The following is a 17,765-nucleotide window of genomic DNA, read 5'->3' as shown; positions in this document are numbered from 1 at the left end:
GCCGAGCGGCAGGGAATATAGGCGAACTCCTAAAGCCGCTGTCGGCTCTCCTGTCTGAGATGATACACGCTGGCAAATGGCGGTGCGGGCGGAGAGTGAAATATCGGCACATCGGTGATAAAAGCGGCGCGCAGGGCTGAAACGTGAGCGTTTATCCCCATTTAGCGTTTTTAGCGACGAAAACAGTTGCTATTGATCGCCCGTCATGAGTTAATGATTCCCGGCCTGTGGTACAGACCTATTTATGCACGACATTTTGAGTAAAGTAGTTCAAATTTAAAGCGTTATCCCTGATAACCCTTCTATGACGAATTTCCTTTCTAGTGCCTCCATAAGTAACTGATGACCGGCTATAACATGCCCATGGTGGCTTACATTTAATATTGAAGGAAATAGACATGTCTAACATGATCAAAGGTCAAGTGAAGTGGTTCAACGAGTCTAAAGGTTTTGGTTTCATCACTCCTGCTGACGGCAGCAAAGACGTGTTCGTACACTTCTCTGCTATCCAGGATCAAGGCTTCAAGACCCTGGCTGAAGGCCAGAACGTTCAGTTCTCTATCGAGAACGGCGCTAAAGGTCCATCAGCGGCTAACGTTACCGCTATCTAATCGGCTTTTTGCTGATTGATAAAAACCCGCTAAGGCGGGTTTTTTTGTGCCTGTAATTTGGCAAAAGCAAAAAAAAGCCCGCATGTCTGCGGGCGAAAGTTCCTTGTTACTTCATTTGCAGATGTTCCTCTGGGGGGGGACCATCTGTGAATAGACTAACCGTTAGGTGTGCAGGATTCTGCGGGCAAAACGTTAAGGAAGCGAAAAAGTGCCGGCGATTGGGGGCTGTGGCCGTTGGCCGCAGTGGGAGAGGCGTCGCACCGTGTTTGTTGTCACGTTGTGTAATACACTGACTAGAGAAACACATGATGAGGTCAACGATGAAAGTAAACGATTTGGTGACGGTTAAAACCGACGGCGGGCCACGGCGTGAAGGGGTTATCCTGGCGGTAGAAGCGTTTAATGAAGGCACCATGTATCTGGTGGCGCTGGAGGAGTATCCGACCGGCGTCTGGTTCTTTAACGAGATTGACAGCCGTGACGGTACCTTTGTTGAACCGCGTAGCGCAGCGAATCAATAATCTCTCGGCAGGCGTAGCCAGTTGCAGGGGGGGTAAATGATTTTTCCGGGTAATAATGTTAACCCGTGACCATCACTGCGCTTAACCGCATATTCCCGCTGGTTTATCCGATAACGGTGGTTTAACGTCAGGCACCGTTTATCCGCTGCATCATTTATGTTGCAGCGGATAAACTGATTGGCACGGGATAAATAGGGCCCGTCGCGCTAGAGGCGGCTAATAACTCCGCCGGATGTGGATGACCATGATATTTATCCGCATGTTAGCGGCTATTTACAAATATTCCACTGGTCAGCGTGTCAGTTAAACGAACAACGTGATAAATAATCTGCTTGTTGTGCGTTTTTATCTTCCTTTTGATATTTCCTTTATGGGATGACACCGTTTTTGCTTTAATTTGCATCTGGTCGGATATCTGGATGGTCCCCTGTCCGGACATCCACATACGCAACATATTTGATTCCGTTTGGCTAAGGGTAACCGGCGTCTGGTCGAGGTTGACCTTCTCTGCCCGTGGTGCCTTGCGTTCAAGATAGTGACCCAGCAGCTGATTCATGGTCTCTGGCTTGATCGATTTTGACGAAATGATGACATTTTTACGAACATATAAATAATCGTCAAAATGTACGTTGGTAATGGCCATAAAGATGAAGAATAACGTATCGGGGTTAAGAGAAATCACCCGCTTTATTCGTTCTGTGGCGTTGGCTTCATGGATGAAACAGTCTTCGTTAATAAACACCAGGCTGGGTTTCAGCCGGCTGCATTTTTCATGCAGGCTGGCTATGTCCGTAATAGCGTTTATATGACGTTTCTTGACTCCATGCGTCGTCAGGTAGTCGGTAAGACCCAGCCGCGTATAGCTGCATGAGTCCATGATGATCGTTGGCATATCGCACCCCCACTTAAATCCGTTTTACCGCGGTAATAATGAGTAAAAGCCTAAAAGCCAAAAGGCAAAAAAAACAAAATGTACTAATTAAGAATGTTCTATCAACAAAAGCGAAACGGCTCAATGACATTTTCTGACTTAGCTTATCAATCAGCATGATCCATAAGTTTGGCTTAAGTCAGTCAAACCTGCTGCGGCCTTGGCCTGGCATAAAGACCGACAATCCAGGCTTGAGCGATCGACACGCACTCGCTCTCTCATTGATTCTGTTTATCATGTCACGAAATTAAATTTCAGATTGCTAAGAAAATTCTTAAAAAAAATTCATGTGTTGTTTTTTTATCGCTTTTTTGGTGGTTTTTCCAGCGATTTAGGGTGGGGTTTATCCAGGTGCTACCAGAAAAGTCTTATATATCATTAAATTAATGACGATATGATTTGTGCATGATAATGATAACCTTTTCCTTTGTTATCATTAATGTTTCTTTCGTAACACACCTGCGTAACATTTCGCCTTGGTGACGTTACATATCATTAAAGTGTAACGGGCGGATAGCCTTTTTTCGCCGTCAGCGTGCGGTGTCAGCCGCGCGGAACCTGTGGATTAATTGGTTTTTCTGAACTGTTGTCGTAGCGGGTTGCCGGTATCCCTCAGCAAGAAGGATACCGGCCGGCTAGCGTGCATGATGCGTTCAGGGGCAGGCTCGGCTACCAATAGCGTTTCCAGCTCTGCGTCAGCCGCGTCAGGGCTTCCAGATAGAAGTAGTCCCCCCAGCTGCAGCACTCATCAACGCCTTTGCCGCTGGCCATATGGTATACCGAATGCTTCAGCAGCCCGTCGATGGGTTCGTCGTCCTGTGCCAGATAGTTCTCGGTCAGTGATGCCATGATGCGCAACGCCATTTCTTCATAGCTGGCGCGCTCGGCGTCCAGCAGCGGTAACTGACTGACCAGTTCCAGCAGGCCGCACACTGCAATGGCCGCCGCCGAACTGTCGCGCGGCTGATCGGTGCCCAGCAGTGCCAGATCCCAATGACACACCTCATCTTGCGGTAAGCGGTTGATGAAGTAATTTGCCAGCCGCTTGGCCAGATCGACCATCTGGCGTTCACCGCTGTAGGCGAAGCTCAGCAGGAAACCGTAAATCCCCCAGGCCTGGCCGCGTGACCAACAGGAATTATCGGCGTAGCCCTGGTGGGTATTACCGTAACGCGGCTCCCCGGTGACGGTATCCATATAGTAGGTGTGATAGGTGGAGGCATCCGGCCGCACGATGTAACGCGCCGCCTGGGCTGCATGGCGACGGGCGGCATCGGCAAAGCGTGGATCGCCGGTCTGCTCGCTCGCCCAGTACAGCAGCGGCAGGTTCATATTGCAGTCGATGATCATGCGTCCGGCCTGTTCGGGATCGTGCAGGTCGCCCCAGGCCTGGATAATGCCGGCCTGAGGATTGTAGCGTTCCAGCAAGGCTTCTGCGGCCAGTAGCGAAAAGCCGCGGGCCGGGCGGTTACCGGTCAGCCGCCAGGCGCTGACGCACGACAACGTATACAGAAATCCCAGATCGTGAGTAGCGGTATCCTGACGGCGGGTGATGCGTTCGCCAAACGACAGCACGTTAACCTCGGCGGCACGGCGATATTTGTCATCGCCGGTCAGTTCGAACGCCAGCCATAGCTGACCAGTCCAGAAGCTGGTGGTCCATTCGACGTTTTCCGTCAGCGGATAACGGCCATCGATACAGGTTTCTCCGGGAAAACGTTCGCCAAAACGCGCCATATTGCGATCGATTTTGTTCAGCACGCGGTGCCGAGCCGCATTTAAGCGCTGTGTTAGCGCGGCGCGGTCAAGTTGATGCAGTTCAATGGGACGCAACTTTTCGTGAGTGACGGATACGGACATGCTGGTTTTCCTTTTACGGCAGATTATCGTTTCAATGTGGTGAGATCGGCGTTCTTCGCCAGCGACGGCGCTGCACGTACCGGCCGTTTGCTTTGGCAACTGGACAGCGTAAACGCTGAAACGCCGGTGAACAGCAGGGCGATACAGCCCATGATCAGATAGGTGTGCTCAAAACCGATGCGGTCATACAGATAGCCGGCTGGCGGTGCGATGACGATCGAACCGACGTAGATCATCGCCTGATAGCCCAGCAGGTACATGGTGGCATTGACGCGCTTGCTGAAGTGTTCGGCAATGTATTTGAATACCGAAATCAGCAGCATCGAAATTTCCATGCCGTAAAACGGTTTGATAATCGAAATCACGATCGGATCGCTGGTCAGGCCGGAGGCGATCAGGCGTGCGCCGACCAGCACACCGGTAAACAGCAATCCTTTTTTGGCGCCGAAATGGTTAACCAGAAACGGGATTGCCATCATCATCAGGAATTCGAGGCCGGACTGTACGGTGCTCAGATAGCCGTACATGGCATTGCCCTGCGCCTGGCTGTCAAAGAAAGAAACGAAATAGCGCGGAAACTGTTGTTCGGCGATAAACATCATCCAGGCGACGCCGGCGACGTACAGACTGAACATCCAGAACTTGCGGTTCTTCAGCAGCATGATGACGTCGGCAAAGACGATTTTTTCTTGCGCGATGACATCGTTATTGCGCAATTGCGCTTCGCCGATACGCAAACTGAGCAGCACCGCCAGCATCAGCAGCGAGGTCGCGCTGCTGAGCATGAAATTCATCGCCGGCGAGATATTGAACAGCAGACCGGAAAACGATGCGGCCAATGCCCAGCCCAGCGATCCCCACATGCGTATCTGGCCGAACTCCAGCCCATACAGCCGGCTGAAGCGATCGGCGTAGGATTCCGATGCCGCCACCCCGGCGTACCAGCCGAGGCTGAGATACAACGCACCGATGATGATACCGATCGGCGTGTGGCTGGCGAGCAGCGGTTGATAGACATAAATGAAAAACGGCGCCATCAAGACCGAGGTCAACACCACGAAATACAGCAGATTTTTACTCATGCCGATTTTATCCATGATGTAGCCGTAAACCGGCTTCATGATCACCGCAAAAATGCCGTTGACGGCAAACACGCTGCCGATGGTAACGCTGTCCAGTCCGGCTTTTTGAGCCAGCCACAGCGCATACAGTCCGAAGCTGGCCGACCAGGTGAAAAAATACAGGAAAATAAAACTGCTCATCTTGTAATAAGCCGATTTGGTCGGCGTGGTGAGGGCATTCATATCAACTCCTGTAGAGCAGATGTGTATTGTTATGGTTAACGCGCTATGGTCAGCGTGCGTTGTGGCGTGGTTACGACGATCTGGGTTTCATCAATATGGCAACCCGGTTGCGCATCGCGCAGCCGGGCGGCGTGGCGATGGGCGGCGGCGGCGCAAACCAGCCAGTGTTCGCCCGGCATCAGCGTATGAACCAGCGTCGGAATGGCTGCGGTTTCGGCGAACAGAATATTACTGTTGGGCGGTGTGATGACGGTGGTGGCGGTTCGATGCCCCAGCGGGCCGAGATCGTGCAGCGTACTGAACCCATCAACGTCGTCGATGCTGCTGATGCCGTCGGCGCAGTGGCACGGCGTCGTGCGGCGATAGGGCACGGCAAAGCCGCCTTCTGCGCTGTGCAGCGTGCGCGCGCTGTTGATGTGGTGAACCCGCAGGTGCCAGTCACCACAGGCAACCAGCCAGGTGGTAATGGCGACGTCGTGCCACGGCCTCCAGTGGCTGACGATGTAATCCGCATGGGTTGCTACCGCGCTGCACTCTCGTCGACCACGGTAGTAGCCGTCCTGTTCTGCCAGCAGCAACATGGAATCGCCGGCCGCGTGGTTGAGCGCGTAACGGCCGCGTTCAATGGTGAAGCCAAACAGGTTGGAATAGGCAAACTTGGTGTACTTGGCTTCGGTATTGACGTAATTGTTCAGCTCCAGCTGGCCGGAGGTCAGCATGTAAACGTGTTCTGCCTCGGCGTCGTGTACCAGGATCTGGGCGGCCTGTGGAATGCTGCGCTGGCGTGCCAGCCGGGGCAATGGCCGCTCTGTGGCTTGCCAAAAGGCGTGCTGTGCTGGCAGTGCCAGCACCAGAAACAGTTTGCAGGCCCAGTATGGCGATCCCGGCGCGTTGTAGTCCTCGGCCATGGCCAGATTGGGATAGGCATAACCGACGCTCAGTACGCCGTCGCGATCAAAAATAGGCTGTGCCAGCCACCAGCGCAGATGGCGTAGAATCAGCCCCTTCACCGTTCCCATGTCGAAAACGTCAAGTTCGGCAAATGCCACCGCACTCCAGAAGGCCGCCTCGGCAAAACGGTAGGTCAGGCTGCGGCCGAACGGCACCGCAGAGCCGTCGGCGGCAAACAGGTAAATAAAGTCCTCGGCAAAGCAACGCGCGCGCTCACGCAGACACTGGGCGCGCTGTGGATCGACATCGGCCATCAGCGCGGCATACAGCAAGCCGTAGTAATGGAATGCCATCGAAATATAATAATCGCGCGGGCGTCCCGGTCCGTCGGCATACCAGCCACCGCCAAGATAATACGCTTCCATTTTGTCGAACTGGGCAGCGATCAGCGTGGCATCGTAGGGCAAACCGGCTTGCTTAAAGCCCATTTGCACCATAATGGGGAAGTAGTTCCAGTTGTTGTTCGGAATTATCGCCGTCGCGCTTTGCTGCAACCAGGCGATCAGGTTCTGTTGCTGGGGGCTGTTGAACTGAGACAACAGCCGGCCTTTCATCAACGCCAACCCGACGCCAAACGCCGCCATTTCCACCACCCGCTGGTCGAACTCGGCGATATCGCCCCAATAAGCCGCGTGCTGTGGGTCACTGCCGTTAATCATCGCGCTGCGATAAAATTCCCAATCATCCAGTTCATCGCCACCGGCCAACAGAGGGAAAATGCCCCACAGCATGCGTGACAGTCCCTCCATTTCCGCCACTTTGGCACCGTAATGCGCGGTAAAGTTACCCAGTGCAATGCCGCTTTGCCCCGCTGAACAGTAGGGCATTACCGCAGCCAGCAGTTGCTTCGCCGCGCGTTGCATATCGCTACGCGTTGCCAGCGGGTTAGGACAATGATCGGATCTGTGATGCATGATATTCTCCAAATCCATTGGTGTATCAGTGGGTTAATCGGCGATGACCGCATTTTTTTGCGAACTGACTTGCGGAAGAAATATAAATTAAAACTGCGTTTCAATTGTTATGGCGGTCACAAAATTGCCTTTTATTTAAAACCAACGTTGAAAAAAACGGCGAAAAAGGCCTTAAATTGCAAAAAACGCGGGGAAAATATTAAACGGTTGTGGTGGGGCATATGGCTGGGCAAAACTATCTGGAGCGCATTGCGCTGAACGAACGCTTTATCAGCTTTAACCGCATGAACAGCGGTAGCGCCAACTATTTTCATTGGCATCAGTGTCTGGAAATGCTGTTTGTCAGCCGGGGATACGGCATTGCGATCGTCGATAACCAGCAGTACACGCTGCGGCCTGGGCGGCTGTTTATCTTCCCGCCGTTCAAACTGCATAAGGTGTTTGTCGAGCAAAACGACGCTAATCACTATCACCGTACCACGCTACATCTCGAGCACACGGTGATCGAACACTTCTTGCAGCCTTTTCCCCAGCGGCGCGCGCAGTTCCAGCGGTTGTGCTACAGCCAGAGTAATGCATTTATCTGCGATCTGGCTGATTGCCAGCTGCAGGTGGAAACCGTTCTGGATCGCTTTAATCAGCGCTACCTGACGGGCAGCCATCAGTTGGAGGATGTGGCATTCCTGGCGCTGGAAATGATGGCGTTTCTGCCGGAAAAAGAAGGCGAAGCGCTGAAAATCTCTCAGGGAAGTCCGGCGCGTATCATGCAGTGGGTGGAAGAAAACTATCAGCATAAGTTTTCTCTGGCGCGTCTGGCGGCAGATCTGGGGCGCTCAAAAAGCTACCTGTCGCGGTTGTTCAGCCGTGAAACCGGCAGCACCATTCAGGAATATCTGTTGACGCGTCGCGTCAAGCGGGCCTGCGAACTGTTGCGCAGCAGCGATCTTGCCATCGGTCAAATCGCCGCTGCGGTGGGGTTTGCCGATGCACCGTACTTCATCAGCTGTTTTAAGAAAATGCTTGGCCAGACGCCGTTGCAGTATCGCAAGGGGGCGACTGGCCTGGGTGATTAACCGGCTTCCTGTCGACAGGCACGCAGCGAGTTCAGCGCGAGCGTAATATCCTGTTCTTGCGTCATCCAGTTGACCAGCGCGGCGCGTATCCCGGCCTGACCGTCAAACAGGGTCGGGGTACAGCGCACCACGCCCTGCTGATCCAGACGTTCAAGAAAACCATCTCGGGCCGCTAGCGCGTCGCCGTTGACGCCCTCGAGTGCAAAACACACCACGTTAAGATTTACCGGCGCCAGCAGGCGGAACCCTTCGCTGGCCGCCAGTTCGGCACCCAACTGCCGTGCCAGCTTCACGTTGCGTTCCACCATATCGCGCATGCCGCTGCGGCCGTAGGCCTTCAACGCCATCCACAGCGGCAGGGCGCGAAAGCGGCGTGAGTTTTCTGGCGTTAGATGCAGGTAATTGTCCGGGCGCAAGGTTGGCGCTTCCAGATACGATGAATGGTTTTGAAACACCTGCATCTGCAATGCCAGATGGCGGGTAAATTGAATGGCGCTGTCATACGGCACGTTAAGCCACTTATGGGCATCTACGGTAATGGAGTCTGCCTGCTGCCAGCCCTCCAGCAACGGGGCAAATTCGGGAGAACAGGCCGCCACGCCGCCGAAGGCCGCATCCACGTGCAGCCAGAACGGATAACGTTCACGCAGCGCCAGCAACTGCGGCAGGTTATCGTAGGCGACGGTGTTCACCGTGCCGGCACTGGCCAACACCAGCGTCGGCATATCAGGCTGTTCGGCCAGGCAGCGGGCCAGCGCATCAACGTCGATGGCTTCGGCGTTCGGCAACGTGCCGACGATTTTCAGCGCTTCTCGGCCGATGCCCAGCATGCTGAGTGCTTTCACGCTGCTGGAATGCGGGTTGGCTGACAGCACGCGGATCGGTCCCAGAGCTGCTACGCCCTGTTCGGCGACGTCGATGCCGCGTTGTAAACCGAGCCATTGGCGGCCGATGGCCAGGCCGGTAAAATTGGCCATGGTGGCGCCGCTGACAAAACTGCCATTGAATGCTGCCGGCAGGCCGAGCAGTGATTTTAATTGTTCCACCGTTGCCAGTTCTATCGCTGCCGCAACGGTGTCATGGCTGAGCAGGCTATTCTGGTCGATAACGCTAACCAACCAGTCGGCGGCCAATGCGGCCGGCGTCCCGCCGCCGGTGACAAAACCGAAATAGCGCGGCCCGGCGCTGGCGGAAATGCCGTCGGCATAATGGTGCCAAAAGTGCTCCAGAGCGGCGAGCGCGCCGTCGCCATCTTCTGCCAGAAGCCGATCGTCATTGTTTACCTGCTGGCTCGCCATTGGCGGGCAGACTGAGCGTTCGCTCAGACTGGACAGAAAATCTTCCGACCACTGGCGGGTACGTTCAAGTATCAGCGGTAACTGGGTTAAATCCTGTTGCAAAACCGGGTGCATGGCGTTTCTCCTGATAAAAATGATAGAAAGAGCTTATCGCTATTGCCAGCCGTCGATAATCGATAAAAAATACCTGTTTTGGATAGAAAGGCTAACCAATGTGAATGAGCGATTACCGTTGCACCTGCTGCCGACGTTCGTTATTGCCGCTCGGCTGGAAAACCTGCGCGCTACGGCGCAACAGATTCATTTGACGCACGGCGCGGTCAGCCAGCAGATCCAGCAACTTGAGCACGCGTTGGGCTGTCCGCTGTTTGACCGCCTTGGGCGCGGCATACGGCTGAACGCCGCCGGCCGAGAGCTGCTGGCGATTGCGGAACCGGCGTTGCAGGCTCTGCAACACGGCGTCACGCGGGTGCGGCGCATTGCCGCCAGCCAAACGTTACGTATCAGCGTGCTGCCGTCGTTTGCGCATTACTGGCTGTTGCCGCGCCTGCATGTTTTCCGCCAGACGCATGCGGATATTGTGCTGGATATCGATGCGTCGCTGGTGGTACAGGATCTGGCGCAGCAGGGTTTTGACGGTGCGATCCGCATCGGCAAAGGGCAGTGGCCGGGAGTCCACGCGCAGTGGATTGCCGCCGGTGAAGTGCTGCCGGTGGCGACCCCGCTACTGGCGCAACAATGGCAATCGGCTTTGCAGCAGGGGGCGGAAACGCTGCCGCTGTTGGAACACGATGTCACGCCGTGGCGCGGCTGGTTTCAGGCGCAGGGGTTGGCCGAGCCAGGCCCCGCGCTGGCGTCGTTCAACGACGCCGGTCTGTTGATCCGTGCCGCCGAGCAGGGATTTGGCATCGCGCTGGTGAAAAGCCTGTTGGTACAAGACGCGCTGGCGGCGGGGCGACTGGTGGCGCTGGGCGCCGCGTGGCAACCGCAGGACAGCGACTTCTATTTTGTCTGGTCGCAATCAGCCGCCGACAATCCGGCGGTACAGACCCTGTTGCTGTGGTTACAGCAGCAGGTGCGCTGATTCAGCGGCGCAGCCATTCGGCCTTTGCGCTGCCCAGTGCATTCGCCGGCCGCGCCCACTGTAGCGCGGTGCCATCCAACCGTAGCGGAGCCTGCAAGCGCTGCGCTGCCCCCCACGTCGTCAGTTCGATCTCGGGATTTTCATCCTCCAGCCGTGCCGGTTGCAGCGGGGAAAGCACGTGATGCTGCGGATGCGGATTGTCAAACAGCAGTTGCGCGGTTCTCGCCAGTGACAGCCGGGCGCTGTAGCCGGTGCCCCGCGCCAGCCGCTGGCACATTCCCTCCAGCACCGCGGCGGCCATCATATAACCGGTGGCGTGATCCAATGCCTGTACCGGCAGTGGCAGTGGCATATCGCAGGTACTCCAGACCATGCCTTCCGCCGCCAGTCCGCAACTCATTTGCACCAGGCTGTCGAAGCCGCGACGGCTGCGCCAGGGGCCGCTCCAGCCATAGGCATTCAGGCAGACATCTATCAGCCCGGGAGACAGTGTGCGCCGTTGTTCCGTGTCGTAGCCCAGCTTTTCCAACGCGCCGGCGCGATAGCCGTGTACCAGCACGTCGGCCTGGCTTAACAACTGCTCGAAGGTCGTTCGATCGTGCGTATTGTGCAGATTCAAGCGGGCGCAGCGCTTGCCGAGCGTCACTTCGTGCTCCGCGCCGGGTTCGTCCCAGCCGTAGGGATCGATGCGTAAAACGTCGGCTCCGAGGCCGGCGAGAAAGCGGGTCGCGACCGGGCCGGCGATAATGCGCGTCAGATCCAGCACGCGCACCCCCTGCAACGGCCGTGCGGTCGGTAGCGGCCAATCCGCTGCGCCGACTTCCGCTTGCAGCGACTGATGGATCAGTGGTTCCATGGCCACGCTTTTGCCCTGTATGTGTTGCCGCCATTGTTCGGTGGTGCGCATTTCCGCCGCGCAGCCGCCGGCTTCAACGATCGCCTGCTCCAGCGAGGACTTCTGCCAACTTTGCACGCTTGCTGCCAGTGATCCTTTGTCGGGATGCTCGCCCAAAACCTGCTCCACTGCCTTACGATGCCGTGGGGCATTGGTATGTAGGCGGATCCAGCCATCGCAGGTCGCATAGTCGCCGGCCAACGGATCCCAGGCAGCCGGTAGCGTCCAGCCGACGGGGCGCAGGGTCCAGCCAAACCACAATGACGCCAAACGCCGATCGACAGATACCTGTGGCACGTTGGCGTAACGCTGTTGCAGCAGACGAGCGCAACTCAGCCCAGCAGCGGCCCAACTGGCGGTGGCGAGTTCGGTCACCGGAAACTCCGAGCTTAGCTCGCCAACGCCCGTAACGGTCACTTGCCCGAACGGCGTTTCTGTATGGCCTAGGCTCTGCCAGATATCACTAAGCAGCGTATGCGTCAGGGTATTCATCGGATGCTCCCAAGGGTGAAAAAAAGGTATGCGCATAGCGTAGTCCACGACGACAGTGGCTGCTATGCTTTGCGCTATTATTTACGGTGGTCGGAATAGTTCGCTAAATTATTTTTCGGGTTTATATTTCGTTTAATAATTTACGCTTTACAGTATTGGCTTACGTCATTATAATTCGCTCAAAATTTCACAGGAGAAATCAATTGGACAGTTTTAGTTGCGATAACATCAATAAGGCAAGCTGACCAATCTCTTCTGATTTTGCTGCTTGCCTAACCGGCGGGCGGCACCCTCCCTGTTTTCTGAGTCGTGCATCCCCGAGTATTTTCATTCTGCCCAGTGCCTCGCGGTATTGGGAGATCCAATTCGGACGTTATTATGGCACTGTTCCGCTTTAGTCTTTTCCCTCCAGGCCAGCCTGCGCCTCGACGCTGAGTTTTGCTCGGCGTAATGGCGGCAGCGCCAGGCAGAGGCTGCCGAGTAGCCGATCTTGCTTTATTCACCGTAGCCGGTGATAAGGAGGCGTCATGGACGATCATCCCAGAACCGTTATTAATTCGTTTTTTTAGCGTGTAATTTCGCTGCTAATAACGCGAAAGAAAAATCAATTTCTGTGTAAGACACCTATTATTCGGGCGGGGTGAGCCTGCGCGCGTAATAAATAAAGAGAATAGCGTTATGTCCTATATTAATCACAAGACTCGTCGTAATAATAAAGGCCGCGAGCCCTACGTCATCGCTCAAGAGGCGTCAAACAGCCTTGATCAAACCCTGGCCAATTTAAATTGCAATCGCATCGGTCTGACGCAAGAGGATGCGCAAGAACGGTTGGGGTATTTTGGTGCCAACCAGGTCGCGCATGAAAAAGCGCCGCACGCCTTGGTGCAACTGGTCAGCGCATTCAACAATCCGTTTATTTTTGTACTGATGGCGTTGGCGGCGATCGGTTTCTTTACCGACTACTGGTTGCCCGCCCGGCACGGTGAAGAAACCGATCTCACTGGCGTAATCATCATTCTGATCATGGTAACCCTCAGTGGCCTGCTGCGCTTCTGGCAGGAATACCGTACCAACAAGGCCGCCGAGACGCTGAAATCCCTGGTGCGCACCACTGCGACGGTGCTGCGTCGCAGCAGCTTCAGCAGTCAGCCGCTGACCATGGAGGTTCCGATCCGTGAACTGGTGCCGGGCGATATCATTCAGCTGTCAGCCGGCGATATGGTACCCGCAGACGTACGTTTGCTGACGTCTCGCGATCTGTTTATCAGCCAGGCGATCCTGACCGGCGAAGCGATCCCGATTGAAAAGTACGACGTTCTCGGCTGCGTCAGCCAAAAGTCCTGCGATACCGACGTTACCAACGAAAGTCAATTGCTGGAACTGGCCAACGTCTGCCTGATGGGCACCAACGTCGCCAGCGGCACGGCCACGGCGGTGGTCGTGGCAACCGGGGGCAAAACCTATTTTGGCTCCCTGGCGAAGTCGATCGTCGGCAGCCGCTCGCAAACCGCGTTTGACCGTGGGGTGAACAGCGTCAGCATGCTGCTGATCCGCTTTATGCTGGTGATGGTGCCGGTAGTGCTGTTGATCAACGGGTTTACCAAAGGTGACTGGGGCGAAGCGGCACTGTTTGCCTTGGCGGTTGCGGTTGGCCTGACGCCGGAAATGTTACCGATGATTGTCAGTTCCAACCTGGCGAAAGGCGCCATAGCCATGTCGCGGCGCAAAGTAGTGGTCAAGCGGCTGAACGCCATTCAGAACTTCGGTGCGATGGACGTATTATGCACCGACAAAACCGGTACGCTAACGCAAGATCGCATCATTCTGGAACACCACCTGGATACGACGGGAGCGAGCAATGGCCAGGTGCTGCAACTGGCCTGGTTGAACAGCGTCCATCAGAGTGGCATGAAAAATTTGATGGATCAGGCGGTGATCCGTTTTGGCCGCGACAAACCCGGCATTGAGGCATTAGGGCGTTACCGGAAGCTGGATGAACTGCCGTTTGATTTCATTCGTCGTCGTCTGTCGATCGTGGTCAGCGAGGAAAACCGGCAGCCGCTGTTGATCTGCAAAGGCGCGGTAGAAGAAATGTTGCAGATCGCCACCTGGGTGAGGGACGGTGAGCAGACTTTGCCGTTGGACGACGAGCGGCGTGCGGCGCTGATGGCGCTGGCCACTCGGTATAATGAAGACGGCTTTCGCGTTTTGATGCTGGCGACGCGCGAACTGGGAGAAACAGGCGGTAAATTGCCGCTTAGCGTAGCCGATGAGTGCGATATGGTGATCGAAGGACTGCTGACGTTCCTCGACCCGCCAAAGGAGAGTGCTCAGCAGGCGATAGCGGCGTTGCAGGAAAACGGCGTGGCGGTGAAAGTATTAACCGGCGACAACCCGGTGATTACCAGCAAAATCTGTCGCGATGTGGGGCTGGAGCCGGGGACGCCGCTTTCCGGGGCGGAAATCGAGCAAATGGACGATCGTCAGTTGGCGCATGAAGTCGAGTTGCGCACCCTGTTCACCAAGCTGACACCGTTGCAAAAATCACGCGTATTGAAAATGTTGCAGGAAAATGGCCACACCGTCGGTTTTCTGGGCGATGGTATTAACGACGCCCCGGCGCTGCGTGATGCCGATGTGGGTATTTCGGTGGATACCGCTACCGATATCGCCAAAGAGTCGGCGGATATCATCCTGCTGGAAAAAAACCTGATGGTACTGGAACAGGGCGTTATCAAGGGCCGCGAAACCTTCGGCAATATCATCAAGTATCTCAACATGACCGCCAGTTCCAATTTTGGCAATGTGTTCTCGGTGTTGGTTGCCAGCGCGTTTATTCCATTTTTACCGATGCTGGCGATTCATTTGCTGATTCAAAATCTGATGTACGACATCTCGCAGCTGTCTTTGCCATGGGACAAGATGGATAAAGAATTTCTGCGCAAGCCACGCAAGTGGGACGCCAAGAACATTGGTCGTTTTATGCTATGGATTGGGCCGACCTCGTCGATTTTCGATATCACCACCTACGCCTTGATGTGGTTCGTGTTTGCTGCCAACAGCGTTGAGCATCAGGCGCTGTTCCAGTCCGGCTGGTTCATTGAAGGGCTGTTGTCGCAAACGCTGGTGGTGCATATGCTGCGCACTCAGAAAATTCCGTTCATCCAGAGCACCGCAGCATTGCCGGTGCTGCTGATGACCGGATTGGTGATGGCGATCGGTATTTATATTCCCTTTTCGCCATTGGGCGCCTGGGTTGGCCTGCAGCCGCTGCCGTGGGAATACTTCCCATGGCTGGTCGCCACGCTGGTCAGCTACTGCGTTGTTGCGCAGTTGATGAAGCGTTTTTATATTCGCCGCTTCGGCGAATGGCTCTAACGGTGAGGGCCGCGAACGTTACCCGACGGCTACCATAATGCCTTGATCAACAGCCCGAGCATGATGGTCAGGGTAAATGAGAACAGCGTACCGAGCATTACGTACTCGGTACGCATTTTGTCATCACTTTGGCGTAAATCACCAAAGCGAAAGATTGATTTGGCCGCCAGTAAAAAACCGATGGCCGGTAGTTGGCCGATCAGCACAAAAGTCAGGATCAGCGTCCTTTCCAAATAACCGATCTGCTTGCCGGCGCGTAACAGTGAGTCGTCGTCTGCCTTGGCCGACGGTGGCATCTGTGGAGTCCAGCGTGCCAGAAACTGGCCAATCAGAATCCCCATCGGCATATAAATCAGCAAATAGGCCAATGCCAACAGCCCAATATGCCAACCGGTCACTGGCAGCGCCGCAATGGCGGTAAGCATGTAGGCATTTGGCGTGACAAACAGCCATAGCAATAGCAGCATCAACAGGTGCAGGCCCTGATCGAGCAGAAAACCGCCGACGTGCTGAAGCTGCCTCAATAGCGTGACCTTTATTAAATCAATCAAATAGTGGCTAATACTGATAAAAATCAGTGCCGCCAGCACCCCGACGGCCGTTATGCCGCCGTAGATCCCGCCAAAGGCGGCGACCACCCATGCTGCCACGGCGCCATGGATCAGCGCATGTAACACCAATAAGCGCGAACGGGCACGATGCCTGGCCTTGTCTTGCACCCAACTGAGCGGTTGCAGCGGAAAGTCGGCTATCACATGGCCCACCAACAACCACAGCAACAAAGGAGCGTAGGTGATTTCCATACTTAAATGATCCTGTTAATCGCCTCGACGAACCGTATGGTTTCTTCATAAGCCGCGCGTTTTAGCGTAGCAGAAACGGTGGACGCTGCTTTTTGCAGTTTTTTTGCTACCTGCGCATTGCTGTCGGCAAACATGCGTGCCTGCATGACGTGCGCTTCGGCCTGCGACAAACGGCTGAGGGTATGATCTAGCATCGGCAGCAGATCGTTGACAATGGCGTTGGCGCGCTGGTTGTCAATTTTCAGAGCCAGCTTGCAACTTTTTGTCATCTGGTCCATGGCGTTACCAGAATTAAGGAAGGCACTGCCATAACCCGCGCGCCTTGCGTTGCGGCTGCCGAGTCCGACGGCGATGCGCGCATCCCATTCGGCATTGCCGGCCTTTAGCGAGACACGCAGATAGACCGCCAACAGCAAGCCATGTTCCGGTTTACACTCCGCCTGGAAGGCATCACCGCGGAAAATATCAAAATGCTGTAGCCAGTTTTCCTGCTGGAGTTTGTTGAGCAGATGGCGTAACTGCGCAATGTAATGCGCGGTATCGACGTGGCGCGAGTTGACCAGGTCACCGGTAATAACGCTAAGTTGTGCTTTCATAGGCGTTGAACCAAGGGGACAGAGAACAATAAATTCGCACCTGGAGGCGAATTTGTCAATAATTCGTATCTAGAGGCGAATTTAAAGCACATTCGTATCCAGAGGCGAACATTTCCCGATGGATGCTGGCCGCGCAGGAGCCTGTGCGGGGAACCGCCGCACCGCCCCGCAAGGCGGTGGGCAGGGGGCGTTTAGAATTCGCCATCGGTGCTGATGGAAAGCTGGCGGTAGGCGGCCAGCTCCTGGCTCAGCGTGGCGATTTTGTTTTCCGCGACCTCGACCGCGTCACTGCCGGCGAGAAAGCGTATCGGGGGGCGTTCGCTTGCCGCGAGTTGCAGTATGGCATCAGCGAGTTTCTTCGGGTCGCCGGCTTGCCGATGGCTGCGCTGTTGCATGCCGTCGGTGAACTGTTGTGACAGGGCACGGTAATCATCAATGCTGGCTGCGGCAAAGCGCACCGACCGATCATCAAGAAAGTCGGTGCGAAAATAGCCCGGCTCGATCAGCGTAACGGCAATGTTGAACTGCGCCACTTCGGCCGCCAGCGATTCGGAAAATCCCTCCACGGCAAATTTACTGCTGCAGTACAGCGATGCGCCAGCACCGCCGACCATGCCGCCAATGGACGAGAGATTAAAAATCATCCCGCCACGTTGGGCGCGCATCAGTGGCAATACGGCACGCGTGACGTTAAACAGGCCGAACACATTGGTGGCAAACTGCTGCTCGGCCATCTGCGGTGGAATTTCTTCGAACAACCCCAGTTCACCGTAGCCGGCGTTGTTGACTAATATATCAATCCTGCCAAAACGTGCGCTAGCGGCGGCCAGCGCCTGGGTAATCTGCTCGGGCTGACTGACGTCCAGTCTGACCGTCAGCAGTTGCTCGCCATCAGGGGGCGACGGCGAGGGGTTACGCATTGCTGCCACCACGTTATCGCCTGCCGTCAGGGCCGCTTTGACAATTTCGGCACCGATCCCGCGGGAAGCGCCGGTAATAAACCATGTCTTGCTCATACGTTGTTCCTCTCTGTAAAGTCAGAGTCCAGTATGCG

15 protein-coding genes are annotated in these 17,765 nt (G+C 55.4%); 6 read left to right on the top strand and 9 right to left on the bottom strand.

Translation table 11 applies throughout. The features are described 5' to 3' along the window. Nucleotides 1-398: 398 nt before the first annotated feature. Both cspE and dsrB read left to right on the top strand, forming a co-directional pair. Entirely contained in the window at nt 399-611 is a 213-nt protein-coding gene (cspE, locus tag AC2AXP_RS09755) for a transcription antiterminator/RNA stability regulator CspE (RefSeq protein ID WP_004946278.1), read from the top strand. Nucleotides 612-931: 320 nt separating this feature from the next. Then, complete coding sequence (gene dsrB / locus AC2AXP_RS09750; protein WP_039991956.1) at nt 932-1,132, top strand: protein DsrB; 201 nt, start codon at nt 932-934, stop codon at nt 1,130-1,132. Between the two features lie 262 nt (nt 1,133-1,394). Here the strand turns inward: dsrB and rcsA are convergent, their stop codons facing one another. The 4 genes from rcsA to AC2AXP_RS09730 form a co-directional block, all read right to left on the bottom strand. Then, entirely contained in the window at nt 1,395-2,024 is a 630-nt protein-coding gene (gene rcsA, locus AC2AXP_RS09745; protein WP_004961281.1) for a transcriptional regulator RcsA, read from the bottom strand. A 708-nt stretch (nt 2,025-2,732) separates the two neighbouring features. Next, complete coding sequence (locus AC2AXP_RS09740) at nt 2,733-3,923, bottom strand: glycoside hydrolase family 88 protein (protein WP_484381598.1); 1,191 nt, start codon at nt 3,921-3,923, stop codon at nt 2,733-2,735. 23 nt (nt 3,924-3,946) lie between these two features. Further along, complete coding sequence (locus tag AC2AXP_RS09735; RefSeq protein WP_004961286.1) at nt 3,947-5,227, bottom strand: oligosaccharide MFS transporter; 1,281 nt, start codon at nt 5,225-5,227, stop codon at nt 3,947-3,949. Nucleotides 5,228-5,262: 35 nt separating this feature from the next. Continuing rightward, on the bottom strand, nt 5,263-7,092 hold the full coding sequence (locus AC2AXP_RS09730) for a DUF2264 domain-containing protein (protein ID WP_484381597.1): 1,830 nt from the start codon (nt 7,090-7,092) through the stop codon (nt 5,263-5,265). Here AC2AXP_RS09730 and AC2AXP_RS09725 point away from each other — a divergent pair. Together AC2AXP_RS09725 and AC2AXP_RS09720 are read left to right on the top strand one after the other, a co-directional pair. Continuing rightward, nucleotides 7,087-7,350: a hypothetical protein gene (locus AC2AXP_RS09725; RefSeq protein WP_484381596.1), complete on the top strand. Its 264-nt coding sequence runs from the start codon at nt 7,087-7,089 to the stop codon at nt 7,348-7,350. The two genes, AC2AXP_RS09730 and AC2AXP_RS09725, sit on opposite strands and share 6 nt — an antisense overlap. After that, nucleotides 7,314-8,165: an AraC family transcriptional regulator gene (locus tag AC2AXP_RS09720; RefSeq protein ID WP_198772951.1), complete on the top strand. Its 852-nt coding sequence runs from the start codon at nt 7,314-7,316 to the stop codon at nt 8,163-8,165. Before AC2AXP_RS09725 ends, AC2AXP_RS09720 begins: the two co-directional genes overlap by 37 nt. On the opposite strand, the gene AC2AXP_RS09715 is transcribed toward AC2AXP_RS09720, so the two are convergent. Next, entirely contained in the window at nt 8,162-9,577 is a 1,416-nt protein-coding gene (locus tag AC2AXP_RS09715; protein ID WP_449145209.1) for a pyridoxal phosphate-dependent decarboxylase family protein, read from the bottom strand. The genes AC2AXP_RS09720 and AC2AXP_RS09715 overlap by 4 nt on opposite strands. Between AC2AXP_RS09715 and AC2AXP_RS09710 the strand changes: the two genes are divergently transcribed. Next, a complete protein-coding gene (locus AC2AXP_RS09710; RefSeq protein WP_004961296.1) occupies nt 9,576-10,547 on the top strand; it encodes a LysR substrate-binding domain-containing protein in 972 nt (323 codons plus the stop codon). The two genes, AC2AXP_RS09715 and AC2AXP_RS09710, sit on opposite strands and share 2 nt — an antisense overlap. A 1-nt stretch (nt 10,548) precedes the next feature. Here AC2AXP_RS09710 and AC2AXP_RS09705 read toward each other — a convergent pair whose 3' ends face one another. Further along, on the bottom strand, nt 10,549-11,934 hold the full coding sequence (locus tag AC2AXP_RS09705) for a CoA transferase (RefSeq protein ID WP_198772949.1): 1,386 nt from the start codon (nt 11,932-11,934) through the stop codon (nt 10,549-10,551). A 678-nt stretch (nt 11,935-12,612) separates the two neighbouring features. Between AC2AXP_RS09705 and mgtA the strand changes: the two genes are divergently transcribed. Next, nucleotides 12,613-15,312 (top strand): magnesium-translocating P-type ATPase, encoded by a 2,700-nt coding sequence (gene mgtA / locus AC2AXP_RS09700; RefSeq protein ID WP_484381595.1) that lies wholly within the window; start codon nt 12,613-12,615, stop codon nt 15,310-15,312. A 29-nt stretch (nt 15,313-15,341) separates the two neighbouring features. Here mgtA and AC2AXP_RS09695 read toward each other — a convergent pair whose 3' ends face one another. The 3 genes from AC2AXP_RS09695 to AC2AXP_RS09685 form a co-directional block, all read right to left on the bottom strand. Next, nucleotides 15,342-16,115, bottom strand: a complete 774-nt coding sequence (locus tag AC2AXP_RS09695; protein ID WP_088499728.1) for a DUF3307 domain-containing protein — start codon at nt 16,113-16,115, stop codon at nt 15,342-15,344. A gap of 2 nt (nt 16,116-16,117) precedes the next feature. Then, nucleotides 16,118-16,711: a hypothetical protein gene (locus tag AC2AXP_RS09690; protein WP_004961304.1), complete on the bottom strand. Its 594-nt coding sequence runs from the start codon at nt 16,709-16,711 to the stop codon at nt 16,118-16,120. Between the two features lie 191 nt (nt 16,712-16,902). After that, nucleotides 16,903-17,727, bottom strand: coding sequence for an oxidoreductase (locus tag AC2AXP_RS09685; protein WP_004961306.1), 825 nt, complete (start codon nt 17,725-17,727; stop codon nt 16,903-16,905). Nucleotides 17,728-17,765: the final 38 nt, after the last annotated feature.

This window comes from Serratia sp. Sp408 (assembly GCF_057180665.1).
Note: the sequence above shows the minus strand (reverse complement) of the source record. Positions and strands in the feature narration are given on the sequence as shown.

Excerpts from the sequence above, each read along its gene's own strand:
- cspE (WP_004946278.1), top strand. The coding sequence starts at position 399 with ATGTCTAACATGATCAAAGGTCAAGTGAAGTGGTTCAACGAGTCTAAA.
- dsrB (WP_039991956.1), top strand. The coding sequence starts at position 932 with ATGAAAGTAAACGATTTGGTGACGGTTAAAACCGACGGCGGGCCACGG.
- rcsA (WP_004961281.1), bottom strand. The coding sequence starts at position 2,024 with ATGCCAACGATCATCATGGACTCATGCAGCTATACGCGGCTGGGTCTT.
- AC2AXP_RS09740 (WP_484381598.1), bottom strand. The coding sequence starts at position 3,923 with ATGTCCGTATCCGTCACTCACGAAAAGTTGCGTCCCATTGAACTGCAT.
- AC2AXP_RS09735 (WP_004961286.1), bottom strand. The coding sequence starts at position 5,227 with ATGAATGCCCTCACCACGCCGACCAAATCGGCTTATTACAAGATGAGC.
- AC2AXP_RS09725 (WP_484381596.1), top strand. The coding sequence starts at position 7,087 with ATGCATGATATTCTCCAAATCCATTGGTGTATCAGTGGGTTAATCGGC.
- AC2AXP_RS09730 (WP_484381597.1), bottom strand. The coding sequence starts at position 7,092 with ATGCATCACAGATCCGATCATTGTCCTAACCCGCTGGCAACGCGTAGC.
- AC2AXP_RS09720 (WP_198772951.1), top strand. The coding sequence starts at position 7,314 with ATGGCTGGGCAAAACTATCTGGAGCGCATTGCGCTGAACGAACGCTTT.
- AC2AXP_RS09710 (WP_004961296.1), top strand. The coding sequence starts at position 9,576 with ATGGCGTTTCTCCTGATAAAAATGATAGAAAGAGCTTATCGCTATTGC.
- AC2AXP_RS09715 (WP_449145209.1), bottom strand. The coding sequence starts at position 9,577 with ATGCACCCGGTTTTGCAACAGGATTTAACCCAGTTACCGCTGATACTT.
- AC2AXP_RS09705 (WP_198772949.1), bottom strand. The coding sequence starts at position 11,934 with ATGAATACCCTGACGCATACGCTGCTTAGTGATATCTGGCAGAGCCTA.
- mgtA (WP_484381595.1), top strand. The coding sequence starts at position 12,613 with ATGTCCTATATTAATCACAAGACTCGTCGTAATAATAAAGGCCGCGAG.
- AC2AXP_RS09695 (WP_088499728.1), bottom strand. The coding sequence starts at position 16,115 with ATGGAAATCACCTACGCTCCTTTGTTGCTGTGGTTGTTGGTGGGCCAT.
- AC2AXP_RS09690 (WP_004961304.1), bottom strand. The coding sequence starts at position 16,711 with ATGAAAGCACAACTTAGCGTTATTACCGGTGACCTGGTCAACTCGCGC.
- AC2AXP_RS09685 (WP_004961306.1), bottom strand. The coding sequence starts at position 17,727 with ATGAGCAAGACATGGTTTATTACCGGCGCTTCCCGCGGGATCGGTGCC.